This is a genomic window from Sporichthyaceae bacterium (assembly GCA_036493475.1).
GTDB lineage: Bacteria > Actinomycetota > Actinomycetes > Sporichthyales > Sporichthyaceae > DASQPJ01.
Window position 1 is genome coordinate 1 of sequence record DASXPS010000116.1, and the last position, 22,849, is coordinate 22,849.

28 protein-coding genes are annotated in these 22,849 nt (G+C 70.7%); 19 read left to right on the forward strand and 9 right to left on the reverse strand.

Going from position 1 to position 22,849, the window contains the following annotated elements; genetic code table 11:
- From VGJ14_12015 to VGJ14_12025, 3 genes are all read right to left on the reverse strand, one after another.
- On the reverse strand, nt 1-182 hold a 182-nt coding region (locus tag VGJ14_12015; GenBank protein ID HEY2833142.1), incomplete at its 3' end, for a hypothetical protein.
- 75 nt (nt 183-257) lie between these two features.
- A complete protein-coding gene (locus VGJ14_12020) occupies nt 258-1,331 on the reverse strand; it encodes an S-adenosylmethionine:tRNA ribosyltransferase-isomerase (GenBank protein HEY2833143.1) in 1,074 nt (357 codons plus the stop codon).
- The gene (locus tag VGJ14_12025) at nt 1,328-2,017 is read right to left on the reverse strand and encodes an SDR family NAD(P)-dependent oxidoreductase (protein HEY2833144.1); all 690 of its coding nucleotides are present in this window, start codon (nt 2,015-2,017) and stop codon (nt 1,328-1,330) included. The genes VGJ14_12020 and VGJ14_12025 overlap by 4 nt, the downstream gene beginning before the upstream one ends.
- Before the next feature lie 64 nt (nt 2,018-2,081).
- On the opposite strand from VGJ14_12025, the gene soxR reads away from it, so the two are divergent.
- The 3 genes from soxR (at nt 2,082) to VGJ14_12040 (ending at nt 4,074) form a co-directional block, all read left to right on the forward strand.
- On the forward strand, nt 2,082-2,537 hold the full coding sequence (gene soxR / locus VGJ14_12030; GenBank protein ID HEY2833145.1) for a redox-sensitive transcriptional activator SoxR: 456 nt from the start codon (nt 2,082-2,084) through the stop codon (nt 2,535-2,537).
- Between the two features lie 62 nt (nt 2,538-2,599).
- Complete coding sequence (locus VGJ14_12035) at nt 2,600-3,229, forward strand: TetR/AcrR family transcriptional regulator (GenBank protein ID HEY2833146.1); 630 nt, start codon at nt 2,600-2,602, stop codon at nt 3,227-3,229.
- Entirely contained in the window at nt 3,226-4,074 is an 849-nt protein-coding gene (locus tag VGJ14_12040) for an oxygenase MpaB family protein (GenBank protein HEY2833147.1), read from the forward strand. The genes VGJ14_12035 and VGJ14_12040 overlap by 4 nt, the downstream gene beginning before the upstream one ends.
- A gap of 3 nt (nt 4,075-4,077) precedes the next feature.
- Here VGJ14_12040 and VGJ14_12045 read toward each other — a convergent pair whose 3' ends face one another.
- Entirely contained in the window at nt 4,078-5,187 is a 1,110-nt protein-coding gene (locus VGJ14_12045) for a PLP-dependent aspartate aminotransferase family protein (GenBank protein ID HEY2833148.1), read from the reverse strand.
- Nucleotides 5,184-5,972: an IclR family transcriptional regulator gene (locus tag VGJ14_12050; GenBank protein ID HEY2833149.1), complete on the reverse strand. Its 789-nt coding sequence runs from the start codon at nt 5,970-5,972 to the stop codon at nt 5,184-5,186. Before VGJ14_12050 ends, VGJ14_12045 begins: the two co-directional genes overlap by 4 nt.
- Nucleotides 5,973-6,042: 70 nt before the next feature.
- On the opposite strand from VGJ14_12050, the gene leuC reads away from it, so the two are divergent.
- The 3 genes from leuC to VGJ14_12065 all read left to right on the forward strand — a co-directional run bounded on the left by leuC (nt 6,043) and on the right by VGJ14_12065 (nt 8,979).
- Nucleotides 6,043-7,452: a 3-isopropylmalate dehydratase large subunit gene (leuC, locus tag VGJ14_12055; protein ID HEY2833150.1), complete on the forward strand. Its 1,410-nt coding sequence runs from the start codon at nt 6,043-6,045 to the stop codon at nt 7,450-7,452.
- A gap of 1 nt (nt 7,453) precedes the next feature.
- The gene (leuD, locus tag VGJ14_12060) at nt 7,454-8,050 is read left to right on the forward strand and encodes a 3-isopropylmalate dehydratase small subunit (protein ID HEY2833151.1); all 597 of its coding nucleotides are present in this window, start codon (nt 7,454-7,456) and stop codon (nt 8,048-8,050) included.
- Nucleotides 8,051-8,331: 281 nt separating this feature from the next.
- A complete protein-coding gene (locus tag VGJ14_12065; GenBank protein ID HEY2833152.1) occupies nt 8,332-8,979 on the forward strand; it encodes an HU family DNA-binding protein in 648 nt (215 codons plus the stop codon).
- Nucleotides 8,980-9,034: 55 nt separating this feature from the next.
- Here VGJ14_12065 and cofC read toward each other — a convergent pair whose 3' ends face one another.
- Nucleotides 9,035-9,694 (reverse strand): 2-phospho-L-lactate guanylyltransferase, encoded by a 660-nt coding sequence (cofC, locus tag VGJ14_12070; GenBank protein ID HEY2833153.1) that lies wholly within the window; start codon nt 9,692-9,694, stop codon nt 9,035-9,037.
- A gap of 118 nt (nt 9,695-9,812) precedes the next feature.
- On the opposite strand from cofC, the gene VGJ14_12075 reads away from it, so the two are divergent.
- Genes VGJ14_12075 through VGJ14_12090 form a run of 4 tightly spaced genes read left to right on the forward strand, consistent with a single transcriptional unit; the run spans nt 9,813 to nt 13,564 of the window.
- Nucleotides 9,813-10,580, forward strand: coding sequence for a lysophospholipid acyltransferase family protein (locus tag VGJ14_12075; GenBank protein ID HEY2833154.1), 768 nt, complete (start codon nt 9,813-9,815; stop codon nt 10,578-10,580).
- Nucleotides 10,577-11,587 (forward strand): NAD(P)H-dependent glycerol-3-phosphate dehydrogenase, encoded by a 1,011-nt coding sequence (locus tag VGJ14_12080; protein ID HEY2833155.1) that lies wholly within the window; start codon nt 10,577-10,579, stop codon nt 11,585-11,587. Before VGJ14_12075 ends, VGJ14_12080 begins: the two co-directional genes overlap by 4 nt.
- On the forward strand, nt 11,584-12,420 hold the full coding sequence (locus tag VGJ14_12085; GenBank protein ID HEY2833156.1) for an LLM class F420-dependent oxidoreductase: 837 nt from the start codon (nt 11,584-11,586) through the stop codon (nt 12,418-12,420). Before VGJ14_12080 ends, VGJ14_12085 begins: the two co-directional genes overlap by 4 nt.
- A gap of 19 nt (nt 12,421-12,439) precedes the next feature.
- On the forward strand, nt 12,440-13,564 hold the full coding sequence (locus VGJ14_12090; protein ID HEY2833157.1) for a D-alanine--D-alanine ligase family protein: 1,125 nt from the start codon (nt 12,440-12,442) through the stop codon (nt 13,562-13,564).
- Between the two features lie 21 nt (nt 13,565-13,585).
- On the opposite strand, the gene VGJ14_12095 is transcribed toward VGJ14_12090, so the two are convergent.
- Both VGJ14_12095 and VGJ14_12100 read right to left on the reverse strand, forming a co-directional pair.
- Complete coding sequence (locus VGJ14_12095; protein ID HEY2833158.1) at nt 13,586-14,002, reverse strand: DUF3515 domain-containing protein; 417 nt, start codon at nt 14,000-14,002, stop codon at nt 13,586-13,588.
- A 26-nt stretch (nt 14,003-14,028) separates the two neighbouring features.
- Nucleotides 14,029-14,265 (reverse strand): Lrp/AsnC ligand binding domain-containing protein, encoded by a 237-nt coding sequence (locus tag VGJ14_12100; protein ID HEY2833159.1) that lies wholly within the window; start codon nt 14,263-14,265, stop codon nt 14,029-14,031.
- 60 nt (nt 14,266-14,325) lie between these two features.
- On the opposite strand from VGJ14_12100, the gene VGJ14_12105 reads away from it, so the two are divergent.
- Both VGJ14_12105 and thiD read left to right on the forward strand, forming a co-directional pair.
- Nucleotides 14,326-15,285: a thiamine-phosphate kinase gene (locus tag VGJ14_12105; GenBank protein HEY2833160.1), complete on the forward strand. Its 960-nt coding sequence runs from the start codon at nt 14,326-14,328 to the stop codon at nt 15,283-15,285.
- Nucleotides 15,282-16,094 carry a bifunctional hydroxymethylpyrimidine kinase/phosphomethylpyrimidine kinase gene (gene thiD / locus VGJ14_12110; GenBank protein ID HEY2833161.1) on the forward strand — a complete coding sequence of 271 codons (813 nt, stop codon included), beginning with the start codon at nt 15,282-15,284 and terminating at the stop codon, nt 16,092-16,094. Before VGJ14_12105 ends, thiD begins: the two co-directional genes overlap by 4 nt.
- On the opposite strand, the gene rpmB is transcribed toward thiD, so the two are convergent.
- A complete protein-coding gene (gene rpmB / locus VGJ14_12115) occupies nt 16,084-16,269 on the reverse strand; it encodes a 50S ribosomal protein L28 (protein HEY2833162.1) in 186 nt (61 codons plus the stop codon). The genes thiD and rpmB overlap by 11 nt on opposite strands.
- Nucleotides 16,270-16,435: 166 nt before the next feature.
- Here rpmB and VGJ14_12120 point away from each other — a divergent pair, with 166 nt between their 5' ends.
- Genes VGJ14_12120 through rpmF form a run of 7 tightly spaced genes read left to right on the forward strand, consistent with a single transcriptional unit; the run spans nt 16,436 to nt 22,845 of the window.
- Nucleotides 16,436-18,079, forward strand: coding sequence for a DAK2 domain-containing protein (locus VGJ14_12120; GenBank protein HEY2833163.1), 1,644 nt, complete (start codon nt 16,436-16,438; stop codon nt 18,077-18,079).
- On the forward strand, nt 18,076-20,301 hold the full coding sequence (recG, locus tag VGJ14_12125) for an ATP-dependent DNA helicase RecG (protein ID HEY2833164.1): 2,226 nt from the start codon (nt 18,076-18,078) through the stop codon (nt 20,299-20,301). Before VGJ14_12120 ends, recG begins: the two co-directional genes overlap by 4 nt.
- Nucleotides 20,302-20,328: 27 nt before the next feature.
- Nucleotides 20,329-20,913: a 16S rRNA (guanine(966)-N(2))-methyltransferase RsmD gene (gene rsmD, locus VGJ14_12130; GenBank protein HEY2833165.1), complete on the forward strand. Its 585-nt coding sequence runs from the start codon at nt 20,329-20,331 to the stop codon at nt 20,911-20,913.
- A 20-nt stretch (nt 20,914-20,933) separates the two neighbouring features.
- Nucleotides 20,934-21,416 carry a pantetheine-phosphate adenylyltransferase gene (gene coaD, locus VGJ14_12135; GenBank protein ID HEY2833166.1) on the forward strand — a complete coding sequence of 161 codons (483 nt, stop codon included), beginning with the start codon at nt 20,934-20,936 and terminating at the stop codon, nt 21,414-21,416.
- A 35-nt stretch (nt 21,417-21,451) separates the two neighbouring features.
- Nucleotides 21,452-22,072, forward strand: a complete 621-nt coding sequence (locus VGJ14_12140) for a hypothetical protein (protein ID HEY2833167.1) — start codon at nt 21,452-21,454, stop codon at nt 22,070-22,072.
- A gap of 35 nt (nt 22,073-22,107) precedes the next feature.
- The gene (locus VGJ14_12145; protein ID HEY2833168.1) at nt 22,108-22,665 is read left to right on the forward strand and encodes a YceD family protein; all 558 of its coding nucleotides are present in this window, start codon (nt 22,108-22,110) and stop codon (nt 22,663-22,665) included.
- Between the two features lie 6 nt (nt 22,666-22,671).
- On the forward strand, nt 22,672-22,845 hold the full coding sequence (gene rpmF / locus VGJ14_12150) for a 50S ribosomal protein L32 (GenBank protein HEY2833169.1): 174 nt from the start codon (nt 22,672-22,674) through the stop codon (nt 22,843-22,845).
- Nucleotides 22,846-22,849 lie beyond the last annotated feature (4 nt).

Here is a 22,849-nt window from a genome sequence, read left to right on the forward strand (position 1 = left end):
CGGTGGCTCGCTTCGCTCGCACCACCGGCACCCCCCCGGGCGGTGGCTCGCTTCGCTCGCACCACCGGCACCCCCCGGGCGGTGGCTCGCTTCGCTCGCACCACCGGCACCCCCCGGGCGGTGGCTCGCTTCGCTCGCACCGCCGGCACCCCGTGGGCGGACGGGTGCCGGCGTCGGCTCATGCGCTCGGTGTGGCAACCCCCGGGCACAGTTGAAACGGGTGGGGAGCCAGTGGCCGAAGGCTCGCACCAATCGTTTCAACCCTGCCCATCAGTGGTCTGGCGGGAGCCCAAGAACAGCATCGAGTCGCCGAACTCGTGCCACAGATACCTCCGCTCCAGGGCGGCGGCGTAGGCGTCGGCGACCAGGCGCGCGCCGGCCACCGTCTCGAGCATGACCAGGTGCGTGGCCTCCGGCGGGTGCAGGCCGCTGAGTAGTCCGGTGACGACGCGGATGGGGCGGTCGGGGCCGATGACGAGGTCGGTCCAGCCGGCGGCGGCGCGGACTCGGCCGTCGGCGTCGGCGACCGTCTCCAAGGCGCGCACGACGGTGGTGCCGACCGCGATCACGCGACGGCCGGCGGCGCGAGCGGCGTTCACGGCGTCAGCGGTGGCCGGGGGTACCGCGAATCGTTCCGGGGTCGGAGGTTCGTGCAGTTCGGGGCTGGACACCCCGGTGTGCAGCACCAGTGGTGCGATGGTGACGCCGCGGGTGATCAGCTGCACCAGCATCCGGTCGGTGAACGGTCGTCCGGCGCTGGGCATCTCGGCGCTGCCGGCCTTCCCGGCGTAGACGGTCTGATGGTCGGCCAGCGTGAACCGGCTGCGTAGGTAGCCGTACTCGATCGGGCGGCCGTGCATCGCCAAGTACGCCGCCAACGGCGGCGCGTTGCTCGGCCGGGCGCGCCACAGGCGGGACGACGCCGCGGTCGGGTCCGGGTAGGGCTTCATCAACTGCACCCACGCCCCGGCGGGCAACCCGATCCACTCACCCCGAGTGCGGGTCAGATCCGGGCCGGTGTTGTCCGGCCGGCGCAGCTCCACCACCCACGTGCTGTCGTCGAGTTGCGTGGAGACGTGCACCGGCACCGCGGCGCCCGATGCGTCGGTACCGCCGAGTGCGGCGGCCAATGTCGCGGAGGTATTGAGCACCACCAGATCGCCGGGCACCAACACCGTCGGCAGATCGCGGAACCGGTGATGGGATAACCCGTCCGGCCGGGCCACCAGGAGCCGCCCGCCGTCGCGACCCAGGCCACGCCGTTCGGGCGGAGCGACGGCCTCGGCGCCCGCGGGCAGGTCGAACACCGTCGCCGGCGTCAGCACCCTCATCGTCGGCCCACCGGCATCATGTCGGCGGCGCGGTAACGGCCGCTGGGCAACTCGGCCTCGATCAGCTCCAGCAGCGCGGGCACCACCGACTCCGGGCTCGGCCGGTCGTTGATGTCCTCACCGGGGAACGCCAACTGGTGCAGGTCGGTGTTCATGTCGCCGGGGTCGACGGCGTACACCCGCAACTCCGAATGCTCTGCGGCCAGCACCGCGCTCAGGTGGTCCAGCGCCGCCTTCGACGAGCCGTACCCTCCCCATCCGGGGTACGCCTCGACCGCGGCGTCCGAGGACACGTTCACGATCCGGCCGCCCGTGTTGCTCAGCGCCGGCAGCAGCGCTTGCACCAACGCGACCGGCGCGAACGTGTTCACCCGGTACACCTCCTCCAACGCCGCCAACGGATACTCCGCCAGGCCCGGTTGCGGTGACGGCCCCAGCACACTCGCGTTGTTCACCAGCAGATCGAGGCGGGTGCCCACCGCGGCCGCGAGCGCGGCCCGATGCACCGGGTCGGCCACGTCGCCGACGATCGGCTCGGCGCCGATCTCCCGGCCGGCCACCACCAACCGCTGTGCATCGCGGCCGTCGATGATCACCCGCCAGTCCCGGCTCACCAGGGCAGCGGCCAACGCGCGGCCGAGCCCACGGGATCCACCGGTGATCAGTGCGGTTCGAATGTTCGTCATCCCTCGCTCCTTTCTGCGAGCTAGCCTGCAACTTAAAGTTCACTTGAAGTCAAGGGGATTGCCGATGGACCGCGCCACGGACCTGCTGACGATCGGGGAGTTGGCCGAGCGAGCGGGGTGTGCCACCTCCGCGGTGCGCTACTACGAGTCGCTCGGTCTGATCACCGCCACCCGCACCAGCGGGGGACAGCGCCGCTTCCGGCGCGAGACGCTGCGCCGCCTGGCTTTCATCCGGGCCGCGCAGAACGTCGGGCTGGCCCTGGACGAGATCCGCGCCGCACTTGCCGAGCTGCCCGGCGCACGCACCCCGACCAAGGCGGACTGGACGCGGGTGTCCGCGAGTTGGCGGGCCCGGCTGGACCAACACATCGACGCGCTCACCGCGCTGCGCGACGGGTTGACGGCCTGCATCGGCTGCGGGTGTCTGTCGCTGCGCCGCTGCACCCTGTCCAACCCACAGGACATCGCGGCCTCCCTCGGTCCCGGCGCGCGCTATCTTCCGCCGGGGGCGAGGGCTTGACCGCCATGGTTACAACTTGTAACTTCGAGCTAAGTTACAAGTCGTAACTTTGTGGAGGGCCGATGACTCGGCAACGCATGTCCGCCGAGGAACGGCGCCACATGCTGCTGGACATCGCCCGCGACGTCGTGGTCGCCGAGGGCTTCCATGCCGCCACCATCGACCGGGTCGCCCGCGATGCCGGGGTCACCCGCACGCTGATCTACGCGCAGTTCGGCGACCTGCCCGGCATGGTCGCCGCGTTGATCGACCGGGAGACCGCGCAGGCCATGCTCGGCCTGGCCGAGGCCTTGGCGCCGATGCCTGCCGAACTCGACCTTGTCGAGGTCTCCGAGGCGATGCTGCAGGCGATGCTGCACGCCGTGTCGCTGGCCCCCGCGGCGTGGCGCATCCTGCTCAACCCGCCGGAGGGCGGTCCACCGGAGCTGCACGCGCGTATCGCGTCCGGCCGCGCGCTGGCCCGCGCGCACGTGCAACACCTGCTCACCAGCCGGCTGCCGGACGGCGTCGCCGACCCGGAACTGGCCGCGCACCTGCACCAACTCGCCGGCGAGGAAATGGTCCGGCTGCACATGCGTGATCCCAGCACCTACCCAGTGGCGCGCCTGGTGCGCCAAATCCGGGAGATCGCCCGCGGCACCCTCGCCGCCCATCGGACGGACGCACCCATAGAAATTGAGAGGGCCCGATGACCGTCACCGAACCCGACACCGTCATCGGCGCCCCTATCGGTCCCGGCTCCCTGACCTGGCGTTACCACGGGGACCGGCTCGGCCTGTTGTTGTTGTGGCGTACCGGCACCCTGCAGAACATGCACCCCGCGGTGAACTCCGCGCTGCAGCAGCTCTCGAACTTCTTCGACGACCCGTGGGATCGGTTGTTCCGCTCGATCCCACCGATCGCCGGGGTCATCTACGACGAGAACGCCGAGGCCACCGCGGGAGAGGTGCGCGACTACCACCGCGACATCAAGGGCAGCGACGACGGGCACGGCCGACGCTGGTCGGCGCTGAACCCGGAGATTTTCTGGTGGACGCACGTCACGTTCGTCGAGGCGATCGTGGCGACCAATGAGTTCTTCGGCACTCCGCTCACTCTGGAGGAGAAGGACCAGTTGGTCCGTGAGGGGGTGACCTGGTGGCAGCGCTACGGGCTGTCCATGCGCCCAGTGGTCGAGACATGGGAGGAGTTCGACGCGTACTTCCAGCACATGCTGGAGCACGAGTTGGAGCACAACGAGACCACGCGCTGGGCGATGAGCGCGGGGGGCCAGGCCATCCCGGCTCCGCCCTATGTGCCGGACGTGCTGTGGCGGGTGCTGCGGTGGCCGACCATGAAGGCCAACGTGTGGCTGGGGGCGGGCCTGATGCCGCCCAGGGCCCGCGAGACTCTCGAACTCAACTGGACCGCGCGCGACCAACATGTGTTGGACGCGATGTCGTTCGTGATCCGTCAGGTCTGGCCGCGGCTGCCCGAACGCGTCCGTTACCAACCCCGCGCCTACGCGGCGATCCGTCGGGAACGCGACCCGGCCTGAGCCCTACAGCGAGTCCAGCGCCGCGGCCAGATCCGCCCACAGGTCCTCGACGGCCTCGATGCCGACGGCCATGCGCACCAGACCCTCGGCGATCGTCGGCGACTCACCCGGCCACCGCCGGCGTCGCTCCAACATGGATTCCACCCCGCCCAGGCTGGTTGCGGTCACCCACAACCGGGTCGCCGTGCAGAACGCGTCCGCGGTCGCCGCATCGGCGAACTCCACGCTGATCACCGCGCCGAAACTGCCCATCGCCGCGGCCCGGGCGTGGCCGGGATCGGTCGGCAGACCGGGGTAGCGCACCCGTCGGCACGCGGGATGGACGGCCAGTCGCGGGGCCAACACCGTGGCGTTGGCAGTGGCCCGTTCCACCCGCAGGTGCAGGGTGCGTAACCCGCGCAGGGCCAGCCAGCACTCCATCGGCCCCGGGATGACCCCGGTGATCCGACGACGTTGTTCCAACCGTTGCCACATCCCGTGGTCCGCGCAGACCAGGGCGCCGAGCACGACGTCGCTGTGCCCGGCGATGAATTTCGTCACCGAGTGCAGCACCAGATCCGCGCCGAGTCCCAGCGGGCGCTGGGCCACCGGGGTGGCGAAGGTGTTGTCCACCACCAGCAGGACCCCGCGTTCGCGGGCGGCCGCGCACAGCGTGGGGAGGTCGGCGACCTCGAGTGCCGGGTTCGTGGGGGACTCCAGCAAGGCCAGGTCCGCACCGTCCAGCGCGGCGATCACCGCTTCGGTGTCCGCCACATCCACCAGACGGGTCATCAGATCATGCCGAGTTCCCTCCTGCACCAATCGGCCCAACGACCCCAGGTAGGCGTGCCGCGGCGCGACCACAATGGCATCGGGTCGGACCAGTTCCAGCACCGCACCGAACGCGGCCAGCCCGGACGGATAGGCCAACCCGTGGCCACCCTCCAGCGCGCCCAATGCGGTCTCGAAGGCCTGCCAGGTCGGATTGCCGTAACGGCCGTACTCCAAATCCCCGCCGGCCACGTAGGTCGAGGCCAAGGTCAGGGGCGTGTTCATCGGTGCGTCCGGGACCTGCTCGGGTCGACCCGCCACCACCGCGATGGTTTGCGGGTGCAATCCCTGCGTTCCGTTCATGGCGTGCGCCGCACTGCACCACGTCGCGTCGCCGCGGGCTCGGCCTCGGGTCCGGTCTTACCGGTACCCCGACGCAGCGCCTCGGTGAGCTTCTCCGCGGCGGCCATCACCGCGTTCGCGTGCAACCGACCCGGCTGGCGGGACAACCGATCCAACGGTCCGGACACCGACACCGCGGCGACCACCCGGTGGCCCGGGCCGCGCACCGGCGCGGATACCGAGACCACCCCGGCCTCGCGTTCGCCGACACTCTGTGCCCACCCACGTCGACGCACCGCGGCCAGCGTGGTCGCCTGGAACACCGCACCCTGCAATCCGCGATGCATGCGCTCGGGGTCCTCCCAGGCCAGCAACACCTGTGCGGCCGAGCCCGCGGACATCGGCAGCGAGCTGCCCACCGGCACCGTGTCCCGCAGCCCGGACAGTCGCTCGGCCGCGGCCACGCACACCCGGTGATCGCCCTGCCGGCGGTAGAGCTGCGCGCTCTCTCCGGTCACGTCGCGCAGGTGCACCAACACCGGCCCGGCCGCGGCCAACAGGCGGTCCTCACCGGCCGCCGCGGCCAACTCGGCCAATCGCGGACCGAGCACGAAGCGGCCCTGTAGGTCGCGGGTCACCAACCGGTGATGTTCGAGGGCGACGGCCAACCGGTGCGCGGTGGGACGGGCCAGGCCGGTGGCGGTCACCAGGTTCGCCAAGGTGGCCGGGCCGGCCTCCAGGGCGCCCAGGACGGCCGCTGCCTTGTCCAGTACGCCAACACCGGATAGTCCGCTAGACTTGTCCATGGATTGATACTGCCGTCTCATACTGTGAAACTCAACAGCGCGAGACGCAAGTCCGGAGGAGACCGGGATTATGGGCCGCACACTCGCCGAGAAGATCTGGGACGCGCACGTCGTACGACGGGCCGAGAACGAGCCGGACCTGCTTTACATCGACCTACACCTCATCCACGAGGTGACCAGCCCCCAGGCCTTCGACGGGCTGCGCGCGGCGGGTCGCCCGGTACGCCGCCCCGATCTCACGCTGGCCACCGAGGACCACAACGTCCCCACCCTCGACATCGACAAGCCCATCGCCGACCCGGTGTCGCGTACCCAGGTCGATGCACTGCGCAAGAACTGCGAAGAGTTCGGCATTCGGCTGCACTCGCTCGGCGATGTGGACCAGGGCATCGTGCACGTGGTCGGCCCCCAACTGGGGATCACCCAACCCGGCATGACGATCGTCTGCGGCGACAGCCACACCTCCACCCACGGCGCTTTCGGTGCCCTCGCCTTCGGCATCGGCACCAGTGAGGTGGAGCACGTGCTGGCCACCCAGACCCTGCCGCTCAGGCCGTTCAAGACGATGGCCGTCACGGTGAACGGGGCATTGCCCGTCGGCGTCACCTCGAAAGACATCATCCTCGCGGTGATCGCGAAGATCGGTACCGGCGGTGGCCAGGGCTATGTCATCGAGTACCGCGGTGAGGCCATTCGTAACTTGTCCATGGAGGGCCGGCTCACCGTATGCAACATGTCCATCGAGGCAGGTGCGCGGGCCGGCCTGGTCGCCCCGGACGAGGTCACCTTCGACTATCTGAAGGGCCGCCCGCACGCGCCGAACGGTGCCGACTGGGATGCTGCGCTGGCCGCCTGGCGCGAGCTGCGCACCGACGACGACGCGACCTTCGACACCGAGGTGGTGCTGAACGCCGCGGACCTCAGCCCGTTCGTCACCTGGGGTACCAACCCCGCTCAGGGTGCGCCGCTGTCCGAGCGGGTGCCCGACCCGGCGGACATCGCCGACCCGGTCGAGCGCTCCACGGCCGAGCGCGCGCTGCAATACATGGGCCTGACGGCCGGCATGCCGTTGCGCGAGGTCACCGTGGACACCGTGTTCCTCGGCTCGTGCACCAACGGTCGCATCGAGGACCTGCGCGCCGCCGCGCAGGTTATCGCCGGCCGCAAGGTCGCACCGGGCGTGCGCATGCTGGTGGTGCCGGGCTCGGCGAAGGTGCGACTGCAGGCCGAGGCCGAGGGCCTCGATGCGGTGTTCACCGCGGCGGGCGCGGAATGGCGGTTCGCCGGGTGCTCGATGTGTCTGGGCATGAACCCCGACCAGCTGGCCGCGGGAGAGCGCAGCGCCTCGACGTCCAACCGCAACTTCGAGGGCCGGCAGGGCAAGGGCGGACGGACGCACTTGGTCTCACCACTGGTTGCCGCCGCCACCGCGGTCACCGGGCATCTCGCCGCCCCCGCCGACCTGTCCGAGGAGAGCTGACATGGAAGCCTTCATCACGCACACCGGTCGGATGGTGCCGCTGCGCCGCAGCAACGTGGACACCGACCAGATCATCCCCGCGGTGTACCTGAAACGAATCAGCCGGGACGGTTTCGAGGACGGTTTATTCGCAAGCTGGCGCACGGACCCGAGCTTCGTGCTCAACCACGCGGACCGCGAGGGCGCGACGGTGTTGGTCGCCGGCCCCGACTTCGGCACCGGCTCCTCGCGGGAACACGCGGTGTGGGCCCTGCAGAACTACGGCTTCCGGGTTGTCATCTCCACCCGATTCGCCGACATCTTCCGAGGCAACTCGCTCAAGGGCGGACTGCTCACGTTGACCCTGCCGCAGTCATCGGTGGAGCTGTTGTGGGAACGGTCCGAGGCCGATCCGAGTACCGAGATCACCGTCGATTTGGTGGACCGTCAGGTCCGTTGCGGCGACTTCGTGGCCAACTTCGACATCGACGACTACTCGCGTTGGCGGCTGCTCGAGGGCCTTGACGACATCGGATTGACGTTGCGGCACACCGACGACATCGATGCATTCGAGAAGATCCGGCCGGCCTGGTTACCGGCCACCCTGCCCGCCCGCTGAGGTCGGTACCCCGTCGCGGACAATCGGCGACAGAGCGCTGATTGTCCTTACGGGCAAGGGAAATTCACCGCGAATGCGGACCGACCAAAGTCTCGATTGGTCCGCATGGGTGAACCGAATCGGGCTTCAGAACCGGGGCGAACGGAGCGGAACTCGGCAGATTCGCTTGCGACACAACGAATCTAGAAGCCTTTGGTGATTGTTTTAGGTACGTCACTGGGCCTAACTTCTCCCACGAGCCGGGCTTTTGTGTGCCCGTAGGTCGGCGTCGGAGGGACGCAATGAACAAGACGCAGCTGATCGACGAGCTGGCGAGCAGATTCGAGGGCAACAAGAAGGCGGCCGCGCAGGCTCTCGACGCCGTGGTCGACACCATCACCCGCACCGTGGCCCGTGGCGAGAAGGTCGGCATCACCGGCTTCGGTGTGTTCGAAAAGGTCGAGCGGCCGGCGCGGATGGCCCGTAACCCAGCCACCGGTCAGCGCGTTCGGGTGGCCAAGACCTCGGTGCCTCGTTTCAAGGCCGGCACCGGCTTCAAGGACGTGGTGAGCGGGGCGAAGAAGTTGCCGCGCATTACCGCCGCTGCTGCCACCGTGACCAGCGCGGCCGCGGGTGCCGCTCGTAAGGTCGCCGCAGCCGCCAAGGCCGCCGCCCCGGCTCGGGCGACGGCGAAGAAGGCTGCACCGGCGAAGAAGGCCGTGGCGAAGAAGGTCGCACCGGCGAAGAAGGCCGTGGCGAAGAAGGCTGCACCGGCCAAGAAGGCCGTGGCGAAGAGGGCCGCACCCGCCAAGAAGGCCGCACCGGCCAAGAAGGCCGTCGCAAAGAAGGCCGTCGCGAAGAAGGCCGCACCCGCCAAGAAGGCTGTGGCGAAGAAGGCTGCACCGGCCAAGAGGGCGCCCGCGAAGCGCGCGCCGGCCAAGAGGGCCTAGCCAGCACAACGCACGTCGGGGCCGGAGCAGTTCGCTGCTCCGGCCCCGACGCAGGTCAGGGCTCGATCGATTGCACGATGGCGCTCGTGTGCGGGCCCACTCCGAGAGCCACTGCGGCCCACAGATCCTCCAGGGTGTCCACGTCCTGCCGGATCGAGGGCACACCCGCGCCGGGGAAGGCCACCGCCCCGCCGGCGACATGTGCCCGCAGGGAGTCCGGGCCGAAGGCGGGGGCGAATGGCACAGTCGCCGCGGCCAAATAAGCCGTACTGCCCGAGCCGTGCGCATCGGCGACCACCACCGCGCAGTTCGCCACCGAGGCGAACGCCAACACCTCACCGAGTTCCGCGGTGCGCAGGGCGGGCAGGTCCGCGGACAGCGCCGCGATACCCGCCTGCGGTGCGCGTTGCCGGGCCACCGTCGCGCCCCAGGACAGTGCCGCGTTCAATCCCGCGTCGGGCCTGTCGTCGACCACGTGGGCGCCCAGTGCCGCGGTGAGCTCTGCGGCCGCGGGATCGTCGGTCACCACCACCAGTTCAACGACCCCGACGGTGGCCAACGCGGCCGCCGCGGTGTCCGCTGCGAACGCGAGCGCAAGAGCGGCCCGGTGTGCCGCGGCCGGGCCGCGCAATCGGGATTTCGCCGTGTCCAGGCGTTTGACCGGCAGTACCAGCGACCAGGCTGCGGTCTGCGCGTTCTCACCCCGATCGGTCATCGCGGCCGATCCTGTCACCGGATCCAACGGCACCGACGTCGACCCCGTGCACAGCCCACCGGCCCGTTGACGTGAAAGGCTGCCGGCAGCAATCGCGCGAGGAGGGAAAGGGCGAGGAGTGGGCGGTGATCGCAAGCGACCGTGGTTCCGTACGGTCGAGGTGCTGCTCATCCCCTGGCTGCGGTCGATCATCCGACACCGCTGGTCCGGCGGGGAGAATGTGCCGCGCACCGGCGGAGTTGTGGTTGCCGCCAATCACATCTCGAAGATCGACCCGGTGACCTTCGGCTATTTCATCGACTCCAGTGGACGCACGCCGCGATTTCTGGCGAAGGCGGAGTTGTTCGAAGCCCGCGGGTTGGGCCGGGTTTTCCGCGGCACCGACATGATTCCGGTGCATCGCGGTGCGCAGAGCGCAGCGGCCTCGGTGGCCGCGGCGGTGGCCGCCGTGCGTGACCAGGGCGCGTTGGTGATTGTTTATCCGGAGGCCACGATTACCCGCGATCCCGGGATGTGGCCGATGGTCGGCAAGACCGGCGCGGCTCGCATTGCACTGGAGGCCGGGGCACCGGTGATCCCGGTCGCGCAGTGGGGTGCACAGCGCGTGCTGGCGCCCTATTCACATCGGCCGACGCTCCTGCCCCGCCGCACGGTGTACGCACGGGCCGGCGCCCCGGTCGACCTTGACGACCTGCGCGGGCGGGAACTCACCGCGGAGTTGTTGGCCGAGGCAACGATGCGCATCATGAACGCGATCACCGCGGAGTTGGAGGTGATCCGCGGGGAACAGGCGCCCACCGAACGCTACGACCCGCGCACTGCCGGGGTTGCGCCGTTCGGCAGCCCCGGCGCCGTCGGCGGGGCTGCGGAACAGGGGACCGTGTGAGTCGGGTAGCGGTGCTCGGCGCCGGTGCGTGGGGCACAGCGTTCGCGTTGGTCCTGGCTGATGCGGGCAACGAGGTCGCGTTGTGGGCGCGTCGGCCGGAACTCGCCGAGGCGATGGCGGTCAAGCGGTGCAACGTCGACCATCTGCCCGGCGTGGAACTGCCCGAGGCCGTGGCACCCACCTCGGACGCCGCGGCCGCACTGGCCGACGCGGATCTGGTGTTCCTCGCCGTGCCCTCCCAACGGTTGCGCGAACACCTAGAGCAGTGGTCGGAGTTGCTGCGCCCCGACGCCGTGCTGATCAGCCTGGCCAAGGGCGTGGAGTTGACCACCACCTACCGGATGAGTCAGGTGATCACCGAGGTCACCGGGGCCGGCCCGGAGCGGATCGCGGTGGTGACAGGACCGAATCTGGCCGGCGAGGTGGCGCTGCGTCAGCCCGCGGCGACCGTTGTCGCCAGCGCGCACCTCGACGTGGCCGGGCGCGTCCAGGACGCCTGCCACACCGACTGGTTTCGGGCCTACACGCACACCGATGTGATCGGCGCCGAACTCGGTGGCGCGGTCAAGAACGTGATCGCGTTGGCGGTCGGCATGGCACACGGCATGGGACTGGGCGACAACGCGAAGGCCGCCCTGCTGACCCGCGGCATCGCGGAGACCTCCCGCCTCGGCGTCGCGCTGGGTGCCGATCCCTACACATTCGCCGGCCTGGCGGGCCTCGGTGACCTGGTGGCCACCTGCCAGTCACCGTTGTCGCGCAACCGCAGCTTCGGTGAGCGGGTCGGCGCCGGTGTCTCCGTCGAGGTGCTCACCGCGGACACCCGTCAGGTGGTCGAGGGCGTGAAGACCTGCGAGGCGATCTGCGATCTGGCCGCCCGGCATCGGGTCGAGATGCCGATCGTGACCCAGGTCGCCGCGGCGATCCGGGACGGCGTGCCACCCGGCGTGGTGCTGCGCACGCTCATGTCCAGATCGGCGAAACACGAACGCGAGGGAATTGGATGAAGACTGGGATCGTCATCTTCGCCACCGACGAGTCGATCTCGATCACCGAGTTGGCCAGGGCGTGTGAGGAGCGCGGTTTCGAGTCGCTGTTCGTCCCCGAGCACTCGCACATCCCGGTCTCCCGATTGAGCCCGTGGCCGGGCGGCCCGGAGTTGCCGCGCTTCTACTACCGCACCCTTGATCCGTTCGTCGCGTTGTCCGCGGCGGCCGCGGTCACCACCAGCCTGCACGTGGGCACCGGTGTCGCCTTGGTCGTGCAGCGTGACCCGATCTACCTGGCCAAGGAGATCGCCTCGCTGGATCACCTCTCCGGTGGCCGGGTGCTGTTCGGCATCGGAGGTGGCTGGAACCGCGAGGAGATGGCCGATCACGGCACCGACCCGAAGACCCGGTGGGACGTGATGCGCGAGCGGGTATTGGCCTGCAAGGAGATCTGGAACCACGAGCAGGCCGAGTATCACGGCGACTACGTGAACTTCGATCCGTTGTGGTCCTGGCCCAAGCCGGTGCGCCAACCCCCGGTGCTCATCGGCGGCGACGGTGCCGGAGCCTTCGACAGGGTGCTGGACTATGGCGACGGCTGGATGCCGATCAACCGCTTCAAACCGGGCATGTTTGCCGCCCGGGTGGCCGAGCTGCAGAAGCTGGCCGCCGACCGCGGCCATCCGCCGGTACCGGTCACCATATTCGGCGGTAAGACCACCGAGGAGGCGGTACACGAATACGCCGAGCTGGGGTTGGAACGCACCCTGTTCATCGCGCCCTCGGCCGCTGCCGACACGGTCCTGCCGGAACTGGACAAGCTCGCGAAACTCGCCGATCTGGTGCGCTGATCGCGCTACTGTCGACCCGATGAGCGCGCGCAAGCCGAGGGTCGCGGTCGTGTTCGGCGGCCGCTCGTCCGAACACGCGGTGTCGTGTGTCTCAGCGGCCAGCGTGCTGCGGGCGATTGATCGCGACGTCTATGACGTGGTGCCGGTCGGCATCTCGCAGGAGGGCCGGTGGGTCCTCGCCGCCGACGACCCGGACCGGCTGGCCATCGTGGGCAACACACTGCCCACCGTGGATGGGCAGTCGTCCCCGGTGGTGCTCGCCGGCGATCCGACGGCCAGTGGGCTGGCCCTGCACGACAACGGCGCGGTGGCCGGCGCGATCGGCCATTTGGACGTGGTGTTCCCGGTGCTGCACGGGCCGTTCGGTGAGGACGGCACCATTCAGGGCCTGTTCGAACTCGCCGATCTGCCCTATGTCGGGTCAGGTGTACTGGCCAGCGCCGTCAGCATGGACAAGGCCTTCATGAAGGTGGTGCTGGCCGGCGCCGGTCTGCCCGTCGGCCCGTATGTGGTGGTGCCGCCGCGGCGCTGGATCGAGGACGCGGACGGCGTGCGCAAGGCCATCGCGGAACTGGGCTGGCCGGTGTTCGTGAAGCCGGCACGTGGCGGCTCCAGTGTCGGCATCAGCAAGGTGCACGGTCCCGACGGCCTGGACGCCGCGATGGCGTTGGCCCAGGAATGGGATCCGAAGGTTATCGTCGAGGCCGCCATCGTGGGCCGAGAAATCGAGTGCGGGGTGCTGGAGGGCGAGCTGTTGCCCGACGGCACGCCGACCGCGCCGCAGGCCAGCGTCACCGCGGAGATCCAGGTGGTCGGCGGGCGCGAGTTCTACGATTTCGAGGCCAAATACCTCGAGGACTCCACCCAGCTCACTGTGCCCGCGGACCTGCCGGAAGAGCTCGCGAACGAGGTGCGCCGGCTGTCGGTGTGCGCCTTCGACGCGTTGTCCTGCGAGGGCCTCGCCCGGGTGGACTTCTTCGTCACCGACAACGGGCGCATCGTGCTCAACGAGGTGAACACCATGCCGGGCTTCACCCCGGTGTCGATGTTCCCCTCGATGTGGGCCGCATCCGGGATCGACTACCCGCAACTGATCGACCGGTTGCTGCGCACCGCGTTGCGCCGCCGCCGCGGCCTGCGCTGAGGCTGCGTCAGACGCCGCTCGTCACGCCTTGGGGTCGATGGCGGTGATGGCCGCCGCGATGTCCACCACGGGGCCCTGCGGCGGGTCGTGCTTGCTCGGGATGCGCATCTCGACGTTCACCCGCCGCCCGACGGTGGTCCAGATCCGCACGTCGGGTTGGTCGTCGATGAACCAGTAGATCCCGTTCACCCCGGCCAGCACCGAGGTCGGCGTCAGCCCCGCGGGTTTGCCGACGCCGCAGCGCAGTACCACCGGTGGGTTGCCCCAGGCCGCGGTCGTCCCCTGCTCCGGGGAGATGTGCCGCCGGGGCAAATCGTCGACCTTGTTCGGCAGCGCGCCGACCAACCGCCGACAGACGTCCTGCGCCGCGGGGGCGGATGACGGCACCGGGCTCACCGCGACCGGCGTCGAGGAACCGCAGCCGGCCAACCCGAGCACGGCGAGGACCAGGATCGGACCAGGCCTCAGAGGTGGACCACCGGGCAGGTCAGCGTGCGCGTGATGCCGTCCACCGACTGCACCCGGGCGACGACCAACTTGCCGAGTTCGTCCACCGACCCGGCCTCGGCCCGCACGATCACGTCGTAGGGGCCGGTGACATCCTCGGCGAGCGTCACCCCGGCGATGTCTTGAATCTGCTGCGCGACCACCGCTGCCTTGCCCACTTCGGTCTGGATGAGGATGTATGCCTGGACCGACATGACTGATGACCTCCGTGTTGTGCCGCGACGCCCCAGAACCTATCGCGAGGGAGCTTGGCCGTGACTCCGACCGTCGGCAGCCTCGGCGAGTTCGGATTGATCGCCGCCCTGACCGCGCGGCTGCCGCAGCACGCCGGTGTGCTGGTCGGTCCCGGTGACGACGCGGCGGTGCTCAGTTCACCGGACGGGCGGGTGGTCGCCTGCACCGACGTTCTGGTCCAGGACCGGCACTTCCGGCTCCTCGCGCGACACGGCGCGGCCGTGGGACGCAAGGCCGCTGCGGCCAATCTGGCCGACGTGGCCGCGATGGGCGCGGTACCCACGGCGCTGCTGTGGGGACTGGTGGCGCCCGCGGAGCTGGACGCGCAGTGGTTGCTGGATGTGGCCACCGGCCTGGCGGTGGAGGCAGCCGAGACGGGCGCCGCGGTCGTGGGCGGCGATGTCACCGCCGGCCCGCTGGTGGTGCTCGCGGTCAGCGCGCTCGGCGACCTGCAGGGCCGTGCTCCGGTCCGCCGCGCCGGCGCCCGGGCCGGGGACGTGGTGGCCGCGTGCGGGCGGTTGGGCGACTCGGCGGCCGGGTTCGCGCTGCTGGAGGCCGGGTTGGGGGTCCGGCATCCCGAGCTGGTCGACGCGCACCGGTGCCCACGTCCGCCGTACGCCGCCGGCCCCCGGGCCGCGGACGCCGGTGCCACGGCGATGATCGACGTCAGCGACGGCCTCCTCGCCGACCTCGGCCACCTCGCCGCGGCGAGCAACGTGCACATCGACCTGGCCACCGACGCCCTGCCGCCCGACGACCGGGTACGGGCGGCGGCCGCGGACCTCGGCGTCGACCCCGCGGATTGGGTGTTCAGCGGCGGGGAGGACCATGCCCTGGTCGCGACGTTCCCGCCCGGCACGTCGTTGCCGCCGGGCTGGCGCGGCATCGGCTGGGTGCACGCGGGCGAGCCCGGGGTCACAGTGGACGGTGCGCCGCGCCCCGGCCGTGCCGGGTGGGACCACTATCGGGAGCAGCGTTGAACGCGGCGGAACGGTTGCGGGTGCTCGCCATCGCAGGGTCGGACTCCGCCGGCGGGGCGGGCGTGCAGGCAGACGTGAAGACGGTGTTCGCGCTGGGTGGGCACGCGAGCACGGTGCTCACCGCGGTCACCGCGCAGAGTTCGCGCGGGGTGCACCAGTGGTGGCCGCTGCCCGCGAACGCCGTCCGGGCGCAGTTCGCCGCGGTGCTCGACGACCTGGGCGTGGACGCGGTGAAGACCGGCATGCTCGGCTCGGCCGAGGTGGTGGACACGGTCGCCGAGCTGCTGGCCCCGTTGCATGCGGCCGGGGTGCCGATCGTCGTAGACCCGGTGCTGGCCTCCACCCACGCCGACCCGTTGTTGGCCGCCGACGCCCTGGACGCGATGCGTACCCGGATGTTGCCGCTGGCCACGGTGGCCACCCCCAACCTGGGCGAGGTCCGCGTGCTGAGCGGCGTCGTGGTGGCCGAGGAGTCCGATCTGGACGCCGCGGCGATCGCCATGCTCGACCTGGGCCCGCGCTGGGTGTTGATCAAGGGCGGGCATCTGAGCGGCGACGCCGTGGATCTGCTCAGCGACGGCCACTCGGCCCGGCTCATGCGCGCAAAGCGCCTGGACACGCCGCACACGCACGGCACAGGGTGCACGCTGGCCACGGCATTAGCCGTCGGATTGGCCCGCGGACTGGATGTGCCCGGCGCGGCGCGGGCGGCAAAGGACTTCGTCACCGGCGCGATCGCGGCCGGTTATCCGATGGGTGCCGGCCCGGGGCCGGTCGACCAGCGGTGGGTGCTGCGCTTCAGCGAGTGACCTTGCCCGCCTTGATGCAGGATGTGCAGGCCTGGATGCGCCGACGGGTACCGCCGACCAGCGCGCGCACGGTCTGGATGTTCGGGTTCCAGCGGCGGCGGGTGCGCCGGTGGGAGTGCGAGATGCTGTTGCCGAAGCCCGGGCCCTTGCCGCAGACGTCGCAGTTGGCAGCCACGGGTGCACACTCCAGAACAGGTCCTCGACGGTCCCCGGCGCGCGCCGGAGATGCCCGGACGTGTCCGGGCCGAGGACAGACAATAGCCGACCCTGCGGCCGCCGGGCCAACCGACGGCGCGCCGAGGACGGGCCACGAACCGGCCGGTAGTGATTAAAGTGCCGGAATGACGGTGACTCCCACTCCGGGCGGCCCGGTCGACCGCCCGCCCGCCGCGGTCGACCGACTGGCCGCCGAGGATGTGCGGCGTTGGGCCGGTGACGTGCTGGCCGAACTGGGCCGGGCGCGGGAGGAAATTGACGCGCTCAACGTGTTCCCGGTGGCCGATTCGGACACCGGCACCAACCTGTACCTGACCATGGAGGCCGCCGCCCAGGCCGCCAACGAGCTCGGCCCGGAGGCCGACGCGGCGACCTGCGTCGAAGCCGTGGCCCGCGGGGCCATGCTGGGCGCCTGGGGTAACTCCGGTGCCATCCTCAGCCAGATGCTGCGCGGGGCCGGTCGGGCCTTGCTCGCGCCGGTCGAGCCCGATGCCACCGCCGCCCAGATCGTCGCCCGCGCCCTGCGCGCCGCGGCGGATTTGGCGTACGCGGCGGTGGACCGACCCACCGAGGGCACCATGCTGACCGTCGGCCGGGCCGCTGCGGACGCGGCGACCGGCTCGACCGTCGCCGAGGTGCTGCAGCACGCGGCCACTGCGGCCGGCCAAGCCCTGGAGCTGACGCCGCTGCAACTGGACGTGCTGGCCCGGGCCGGCGTGGTGGATGCCGGCGGCCGCGGGCTCACCGTCGTTCTCGATGTGTTGGCCGCTCGGGCCAGCGGCCTCACCCGGATGTCCCCGCCGGCGCGCACCCGGCTGCGCGTGCCCGGACTGCGCACGGAGCGCTGCTCGGTCGGCACCAACACCGCGTACGAGCTGATGTTCCTGTTCGAGGGCGACGATGGGGCCGCCGCGCGGCTGCGCGCCGATCTGGCCGGCGCCGGCGACTCCCTGGTGGTGGTCGGCGGCGAGGGCCTGTGGAACGTCCATCTGCACACCGACGACTGTGGCGTCGCGTTGGAAGCCGCGATGCAGTCCGGACGCCCGTACCGGATCCGGATCACCAACATCCTGGAGCGTCCGGAGCACGCCGGCGAGCGGCTGGGCAACGGGCGGGCGGTGATCGCGCTGGCTTCCGGGCCGGGCCTGGCCAAGTTGCTCGACGAGGCCGGCGCGCTGGTGCTGGAGGTGCCACCGGGTGCGGTGCCGGCCACCGCTGCCCTGCTGGAGACGGTGCGCCGCCCGCGGGTTAGCGAGGTCGTGCTGCTACCCAACGATTCGGCCAGCCGCGCGGCCTGCGAGGCCGTCGCCACCCAGGCCCGGGAGGTCGGCATCACCGTCGCGGTGCTGCCCACCGAGGCCTCCGTGCAGGCATTGGCCGCCCTCGCCGTGCATGAACCCGGCCGCCGCTTCGGTGACGACCTGGTCGCGATGACCTCCGCCGCCGGGGCCACCCGGCACGGCGCGGTGCTGATCGCACCCACGGAGGCGATGACCAGCGCCGGAGTGTGCCGCGCCGGGGACGCCCTCGGGCTGATCGACGACGATGTCGTGCTGATCGGCACCGACGCAGAGCTCGTCGGCGCCGGGGTGGTGGATCGCCTGCTCGGCGGTGGCGGTGAACTGGTCACGTTGATCTCCGGCGTGGGCCTGACCAGTGGCGCCGTCGGCCGGCTCTCCCACGGCGTGCGCCGGCGCCGCCCGGACGTGGAATGCATCGCCTATGACGGGGGCCAGCCGGACTATCCGTTGCTGATCGGGGTCGAGTGACCTCCGAGCATCACCCGCTGGGGGAATCACTGCATCGGGTGGTCGGTGAGGCGACCGCCAAGAAGCTGGAGAAGGCCTTCGGCATGCGCACCGCCGACGACCTGCTGCGTCATTACCCGCGCCGGTACGAGAAGCGCGGCGAGCTGACCCCGCTGGCTGCATTGGAGCGCGGCAGCCAGGTCACCGTGCTCGCCGAGGTCATCTCGGTGAAGTCGCGGAGCATGCAGCGGCGGCACGGCAAGATCTGGGAACTCGTCGTCACCGACGGCCGGCACCAGCTGAATTTGGTCTTCTTCGGCAACCAGCACAACGCCAGGCGCCTGGAGAAGGGCCATCGCGCGCTGTTCTCCGGCACGGTCGGCTTCTACAACGGCAAGCCGCAGTTGGCGCACCCGGAGTTCCATCTGGTCGGCGACGCCGAGGACGAACTCCCGATCGGTGACCTCCCGTCCGGCGACCGCGCCGCGACACATTGGATCGGCGAGATGATCCCGGTCTATCCGGCCACCAGGGCGGTGCAGAGCTGGGACATCATCAAGTACGTCAAGGAGGCGTTGGCCTGGGCGTCCACCAAGGAATTCGCCGACCCGTTGCCCGCCGAGCTGCGCGCCGAGCACAACCTGGCGAACCTTGCCGATGCGTTGTTCATCGTGCATCGCCCAAAGGACTGGGCGCAGGCCCAGTGGGCCAAGTCCCGGCTGCGTTGGGAAGAGGCCTTCGTGCTGCAGGCCGCGCTGGCGCAGCGTCGCTCGGCGACCCGTGGTCTGCCCGCGACGCCACGGGTGGCCCGCCCCGACGGCTTGCTGGCCGCTTTCGACAATCGGTTGCCCTTCGAACTGACGACGGGTCAGCGCGAGGTGGGTGAGGAACTCACCGCGGAGCTGGCCCGCAGCTGTCCGATGAACCGGCTGCTGCAGGGCGAGGTCGGTTCCGGCAAGACCGTGGTCGCGCTGCGCGCCATGCTGGCCGTGGTGGACGCCGGCGGACAGGCCGCGCTGCTCGCACCCACCGAGGTGCTCGCCCAGCAACACCACCGCTTGCTGTGCGCGCTGCTCGGACCGTTGGCCGAGGCGGGCACCCTGGGCGGGGACGAGAACGGCACCCGGGTCGCGCTGCTCACCGGGTCGCTGGGCACTGCCGCCCGCCGCGCCGCGTTGCTCGATGCGGCCAGTGGCCAGGCCGGCATCGTGGTCGGAACCCACGCGCTGCTGCAGCACAAGGTTGAGTTCGCCGACCTCGGGCTGGTCGTGGTCGATGAACAGCACCGCTTCGGCGTCGAGCAACGCGACGCACTGCGCGCGAAGAGCATCACCCTGCCGCACCTGCTGGTGATGACCGCGACCCCGATCCCGCGCACGGTCGCGATGACCGTGTTCGGCGACCTGGACGTCTCCACGCTCACCGAGCTCCCGGCGGGGCGCTCGCCGATCGCCACGCACGTGGTGCCGGTCGCGGACAAGCCGAACTTCCTCGACCGCGCTTGGCAGCGCATCCGGGAGGAGGTGACCGGCGGCCACCAGGCCTATGTGGTCTGCCCGCGCATCGGCGAGGCCGAGGACGAGGACGGCATGCCGCCGGACCCCTTCCTGGAGGACGAAGAGGAACGCCGACCGGCCGCCGCCGTGCTCGACGTCGCCCCGGACCTCGCCGCCGGACCGCTGGCCGGCCTGCGTGTCGATGTGCTGCACGGACGAATGCCCACCGAGCGCAAGGACGCAGTGATGGCTGCGTTCGCGGCCGGCGAGTTGGACGTGCTTATCGCCACCACGGTCATCGAGGTCGGCGTCGACGTGCCCAACGCCACCGTGATGGCCGTGCTGGATGCGGAGCGGTTCGGTATCTCGCAGCTGCACCAGTTGCGCGGCCGGGTCGGCCGGGGCACGGCCGCCGGTCTGTGTCTGCTGATCACCGACGCCGAGGCGGGCACCCCGGCCCGCGAACGCCTCGACGCTGTGGCCGCGACCACCGACGGCTTCGAGTTGTCCCGCGTCGATCTGCTCACCCGCCGGGAGGGCGACGTACTCGGCACGTCTCAGTCGGGCGGCCGGTCCAGCCTGCGCATCCTGTCGGTGATCCGGGACGCCGACCTCATCGCCGCGGCCCGCGTCGAGGCGACCCGGGTCATCGATGCCGACCCGGAACTGCGCTCCCTGCCGGCCCTGGCCGCGGCGTTGGCCGACCTGCTGGACACGCAGCGCGCCGGCTACCTCGACAAGTCGTGAATTCTTGAGCGGCCGAGTGGGCACAGGGTGAACCTGCGGATTGTCGGCGGTACGGCCGGCGGACGTCGGCTGCGGGCCCCGGAGGGCCGGGACACCCGGCCCACCGCGGACCGCACCCGGGAGGCCCTGTTCTCCACGCTGGCCACGTTGGCCGAGGCCGACGCGCGGTTCCTCGACCTGTACGCGGGCAGCGGCGCGGTCGGTTTGGAGGCCCGCTCCCGCGGCGCTGCGGCGGTCACCCTGCTCGAGCACAACCCCGACGCATTGCGCGTGCTGCGGGAGAACGTCGCCGCGCTGGCCCTGGGGGAGTGCACGGTGCTCGCGGGCAAGGTGGCCACGGTGCTGGCCCGCGGCAGTGACGCGGTCTTCGAGGTGGTGTTTGCCGACCCCCCCTACGCCCTGCCCGCCCCCGACCTGGCCGAGGTGCTGGGCCTGGCCGTCGCCCACGGCTGGCTGGCCGCCGAGGCGGTCGTCGTGGTGGAGCGGGCCGGCCGGGACCGGGACTGGGTGTGGCCGGACGGGTTCCTCGACGTGCAGCACCGCCGCTACGGCGAGGCCACCCTGTGGTATGGCCGTCGCATCGGAGCCGACCCGGGCGTGCATCCGGGCTGACGACACGCCACACTGGCCCCGTGCGTAGCTGCGTGTGCCCCGGCTCCTTTGATCCGGTGACCAACGGTCATCTCGACGTGATCGCGCGTGCCGCCAAGCTGGCCGACGAGGTTGTGGTCGCGGTCCTGGTGAACCGGAACAAGCGGGGCTTGTTCAGCCTCGAGGAGCGCCTCGACATGCTCCGCGAGGAGCTCACCGAGTACGGAAACGTGCGGGTCGACTCCTTCGAGGGCCTGCTGGTCGACTACTGCGCGGCCAATGACATCCCGGCGATCGTGAAAGGCCTGCGGGTGGTCGGCGACTTCGACTACGAGCTCCAGATGGCCCAGATGAACCACGCGCTCACCGGCGTGGAGACGCTGTTCGTGGCGACCAACCCGGTCTACAGCTTCCTGTCCTCCAGCTTGGTCAAGGAGGTCGCCGGGCACCGGGCGCACATCACCGGCATGGTGCCCGACCGGGTGCTGGAGCGGCTGCTCAAACGACTCGCGGAGTCGTCCTGACCGGCACCCAACCCGACGTCCCGGACGTCGCCGGTTTGCTCGCCGACCTGCGCGAGCAGGTGCGCGGCGCGCGGGCGATGCCGATGTCCGCGTCCTGCCTGGTCAACCGGGCGGCGACGCTGGAGCGCATTGACGCCATCAAGGCCGCGTTGCCCGACCGGCTGGCCCGCGCCGACGAGCTGCTTGCCGAGCGCGACGGGGTGCTGGCGCAGGCCCTCGGGCGGGCGGAGCAGGTGCTCGCCGAGGCTGCCGAGGAGGCCCAGCGGCGGATGTCCCTGACCAGCGTCGGGGTCGAAGCCGCTGCCTGGGCCGACGCGATGCGGGCTGCCACCGAGGCCGAGCTCGCCGCGGCGCGGGAGCAAGCCGACCTCGACGCGGACGCCAAACTTGCCCACGTCGAAGTCATCCTGGAGCGCACGCTGTCCCTCGCCCGGCACGCCGGTGAGGATCCCGCGCCCTCCGCGGCCGCGGCCGCGCGGCAGCTGGGCGATCTGGTCGCCATGCTGGAGCAGATGTTGGACGGCGTCCGCCGGGGCCGGGAGAACATGCACGGGCGCCACCACATGGAGGACCTCGGGGATCATCTTCGGGTGGCCGAGGCCGGCGGCGACGCTCCGGAGCAGCACGGTTTGGGCCCACTGGACGAACTCGGGTAACCTTCCGCCTTGGTCTGACGGACCACTGATGCGTGATGCCCGAAGAGATTCAGAAAACCCAGCGACTCGACCCGCAGGCACCCCTGGTGCTCGACGCCCGCCGTCTCGGCCGGCGGCCCGGGTCGATGCAACGGGTTTCCCGATCTGTTCCGGCACCTGCGGATCTGGGTCTGCCGGTCATCGGAGTGCCCGAAGGGGCGACCATCGAGCTGGATCTGCGGCTCGAGGCGGTCCTGGACGGCGTGCTCGTGTCGGGAACGGCAGGGGCGCCGCTGGCTGGGGAGTGCGTGCGCTGCCTGGAGCCCGTCCACGACGAGATTGTCGTGGAGCTCGCGGAGTTGTTCGTGTTTCCCGGTCGCGACGGCGATGAGGAGACCAGTTGGCTACAGGACGATCTGCTCGATCTGGAGCCGACGTTGCGGGACGCGGTGGTGCTCATGCTGCCGTTGCAGCCGGTGTGCGAGGACGACTGCGCCGGCCTGTGCGTCGAGTGTGGCGCGCGGCTGGCGGAGGACCCAGAGCACGCTCACCAGCAGATCGACCCCCGGTGGGCCGTTTTGCAGGGACTAGTGGGAAACGACGAACAGGAGTGAGTGACCGTGGCGGTTCCCAAGCGGAAGATGTCGCGCAGCAACACCCGCAGCCGACGCGCGAACTGGAAGGCCGCGCCGCTGACGCTGGCCAACTGCGAGCGCTGCCGCGAGCCGAAGCTGCCGCACACCGTGTGCCCGACGTGTGGGACGTACAACCGCCGTCAGGTGCTCGGTACCTGAGCTC

Excerpts from the sequence above, each read along its gene's own strand:
- VGJ14_12020 (HEY2833143.1), bottom strand. The coding sequence starts at position 1,331 with ATGAGGGTGCTGACGCCGGCGACGGTGTTCGACCTGCCCGCGGGCGCC.
- VGJ14_12025 (HEY2833144.1), bottom strand. The coding sequence starts at position 2,017 with ATGACGAACATTCGAACCGCACTGATCACCGGTGGATCCCGTGGGCTC.
- soxR (HEY2833145.1), top strand. The coding sequence starts at position 2,082 with ATGGACCGCGCCACGGACCTGCTGACGATCGGGGAGTTGGCCGAGCGA.
- VGJ14_12035 (HEY2833146.1), top strand. The coding sequence starts at position 2,600 with ATGACTCGGCAACGCATGTCCGCCGAGGAACGGCGCCACATGCTGCTG.
- VGJ14_12040 (HEY2833147.1), top strand. The coding sequence starts at position 3,226 with ATGACCGTCACCGAACCCGACACCGTCATCGGCGCCCCTATCGGTCCC.
- VGJ14_12045 (HEY2833148.1), bottom strand. The coding sequence starts at position 5,187 with ATGAACGGAACGCAGGGATTGCACCCGCAAACCATCGCGGTGGTGGCG.
- VGJ14_12050 (HEY2833149.1), bottom strand. The coding sequence starts at position 5,972 with ATGGACAAGTCTAGCGGACTATCCGGTGTTGGCGTACTGGACAAGGCA.
- leuC (HEY2833150.1), top strand. The coding sequence starts at position 6,043 with ATGGGCCGCACACTCGCCGAGAAGATCTGGGACGCGCACGTCGTACGA.
- leuD (HEY2833151.1), top strand. The coding sequence starts at position 7,454 with ATGGAAGCCTTCATCACGCACACCGGTCGGATGGTGCCGCTGCGCCGC.
- VGJ14_12065 (HEY2833152.1), top strand. The coding sequence starts at position 8,332 with ATGAACAAGACGCAGCTGATCGACGAGCTGGCGAGCAGATTCGAGGGC.
- cofC (HEY2833153.1), bottom strand. The coding sequence starts at position 9,694 with ATGACCGATCGGGGTGAGAACGCGCAGACCGCAGCCTGGTCGCTGGTA.
- VGJ14_12085 (HEY2833156.1), top strand. The coding sequence starts at position 11,584 with ATGAAGACTGGGATCGTCATCTTCGCCACCGACGAGTCGATCTCGATC.
- VGJ14_12090 (HEY2833157.1), top strand. The coding sequence starts at position 12,440 with ATGAGCGCGCGCAAGCCGAGGGTCGCGGTCGTGTTCGGCGGCCGCTCG.
- VGJ14_12100 (HEY2833159.1), bottom strand. The coding sequence starts at position 14,265 with ATGTCGGTCCAGGCATACATCCTCATCCAGACCGAAGTGGGCAAGGCA.
- VGJ14_12120 (HEY2833163.1), top strand. The coding sequence starts at position 16,436 with ATGACGGTGACTCCCACTCCGGGCGGCCCGGTCGACCGCCCGCCCGCC.
- VGJ14_12145 (HEY2833168.1), top strand. The coding sequence starts at position 22,108 with ATGCCCGAAGAGATTCAGAAAACCCAGCGACTCGACCCGCAGGCACCC.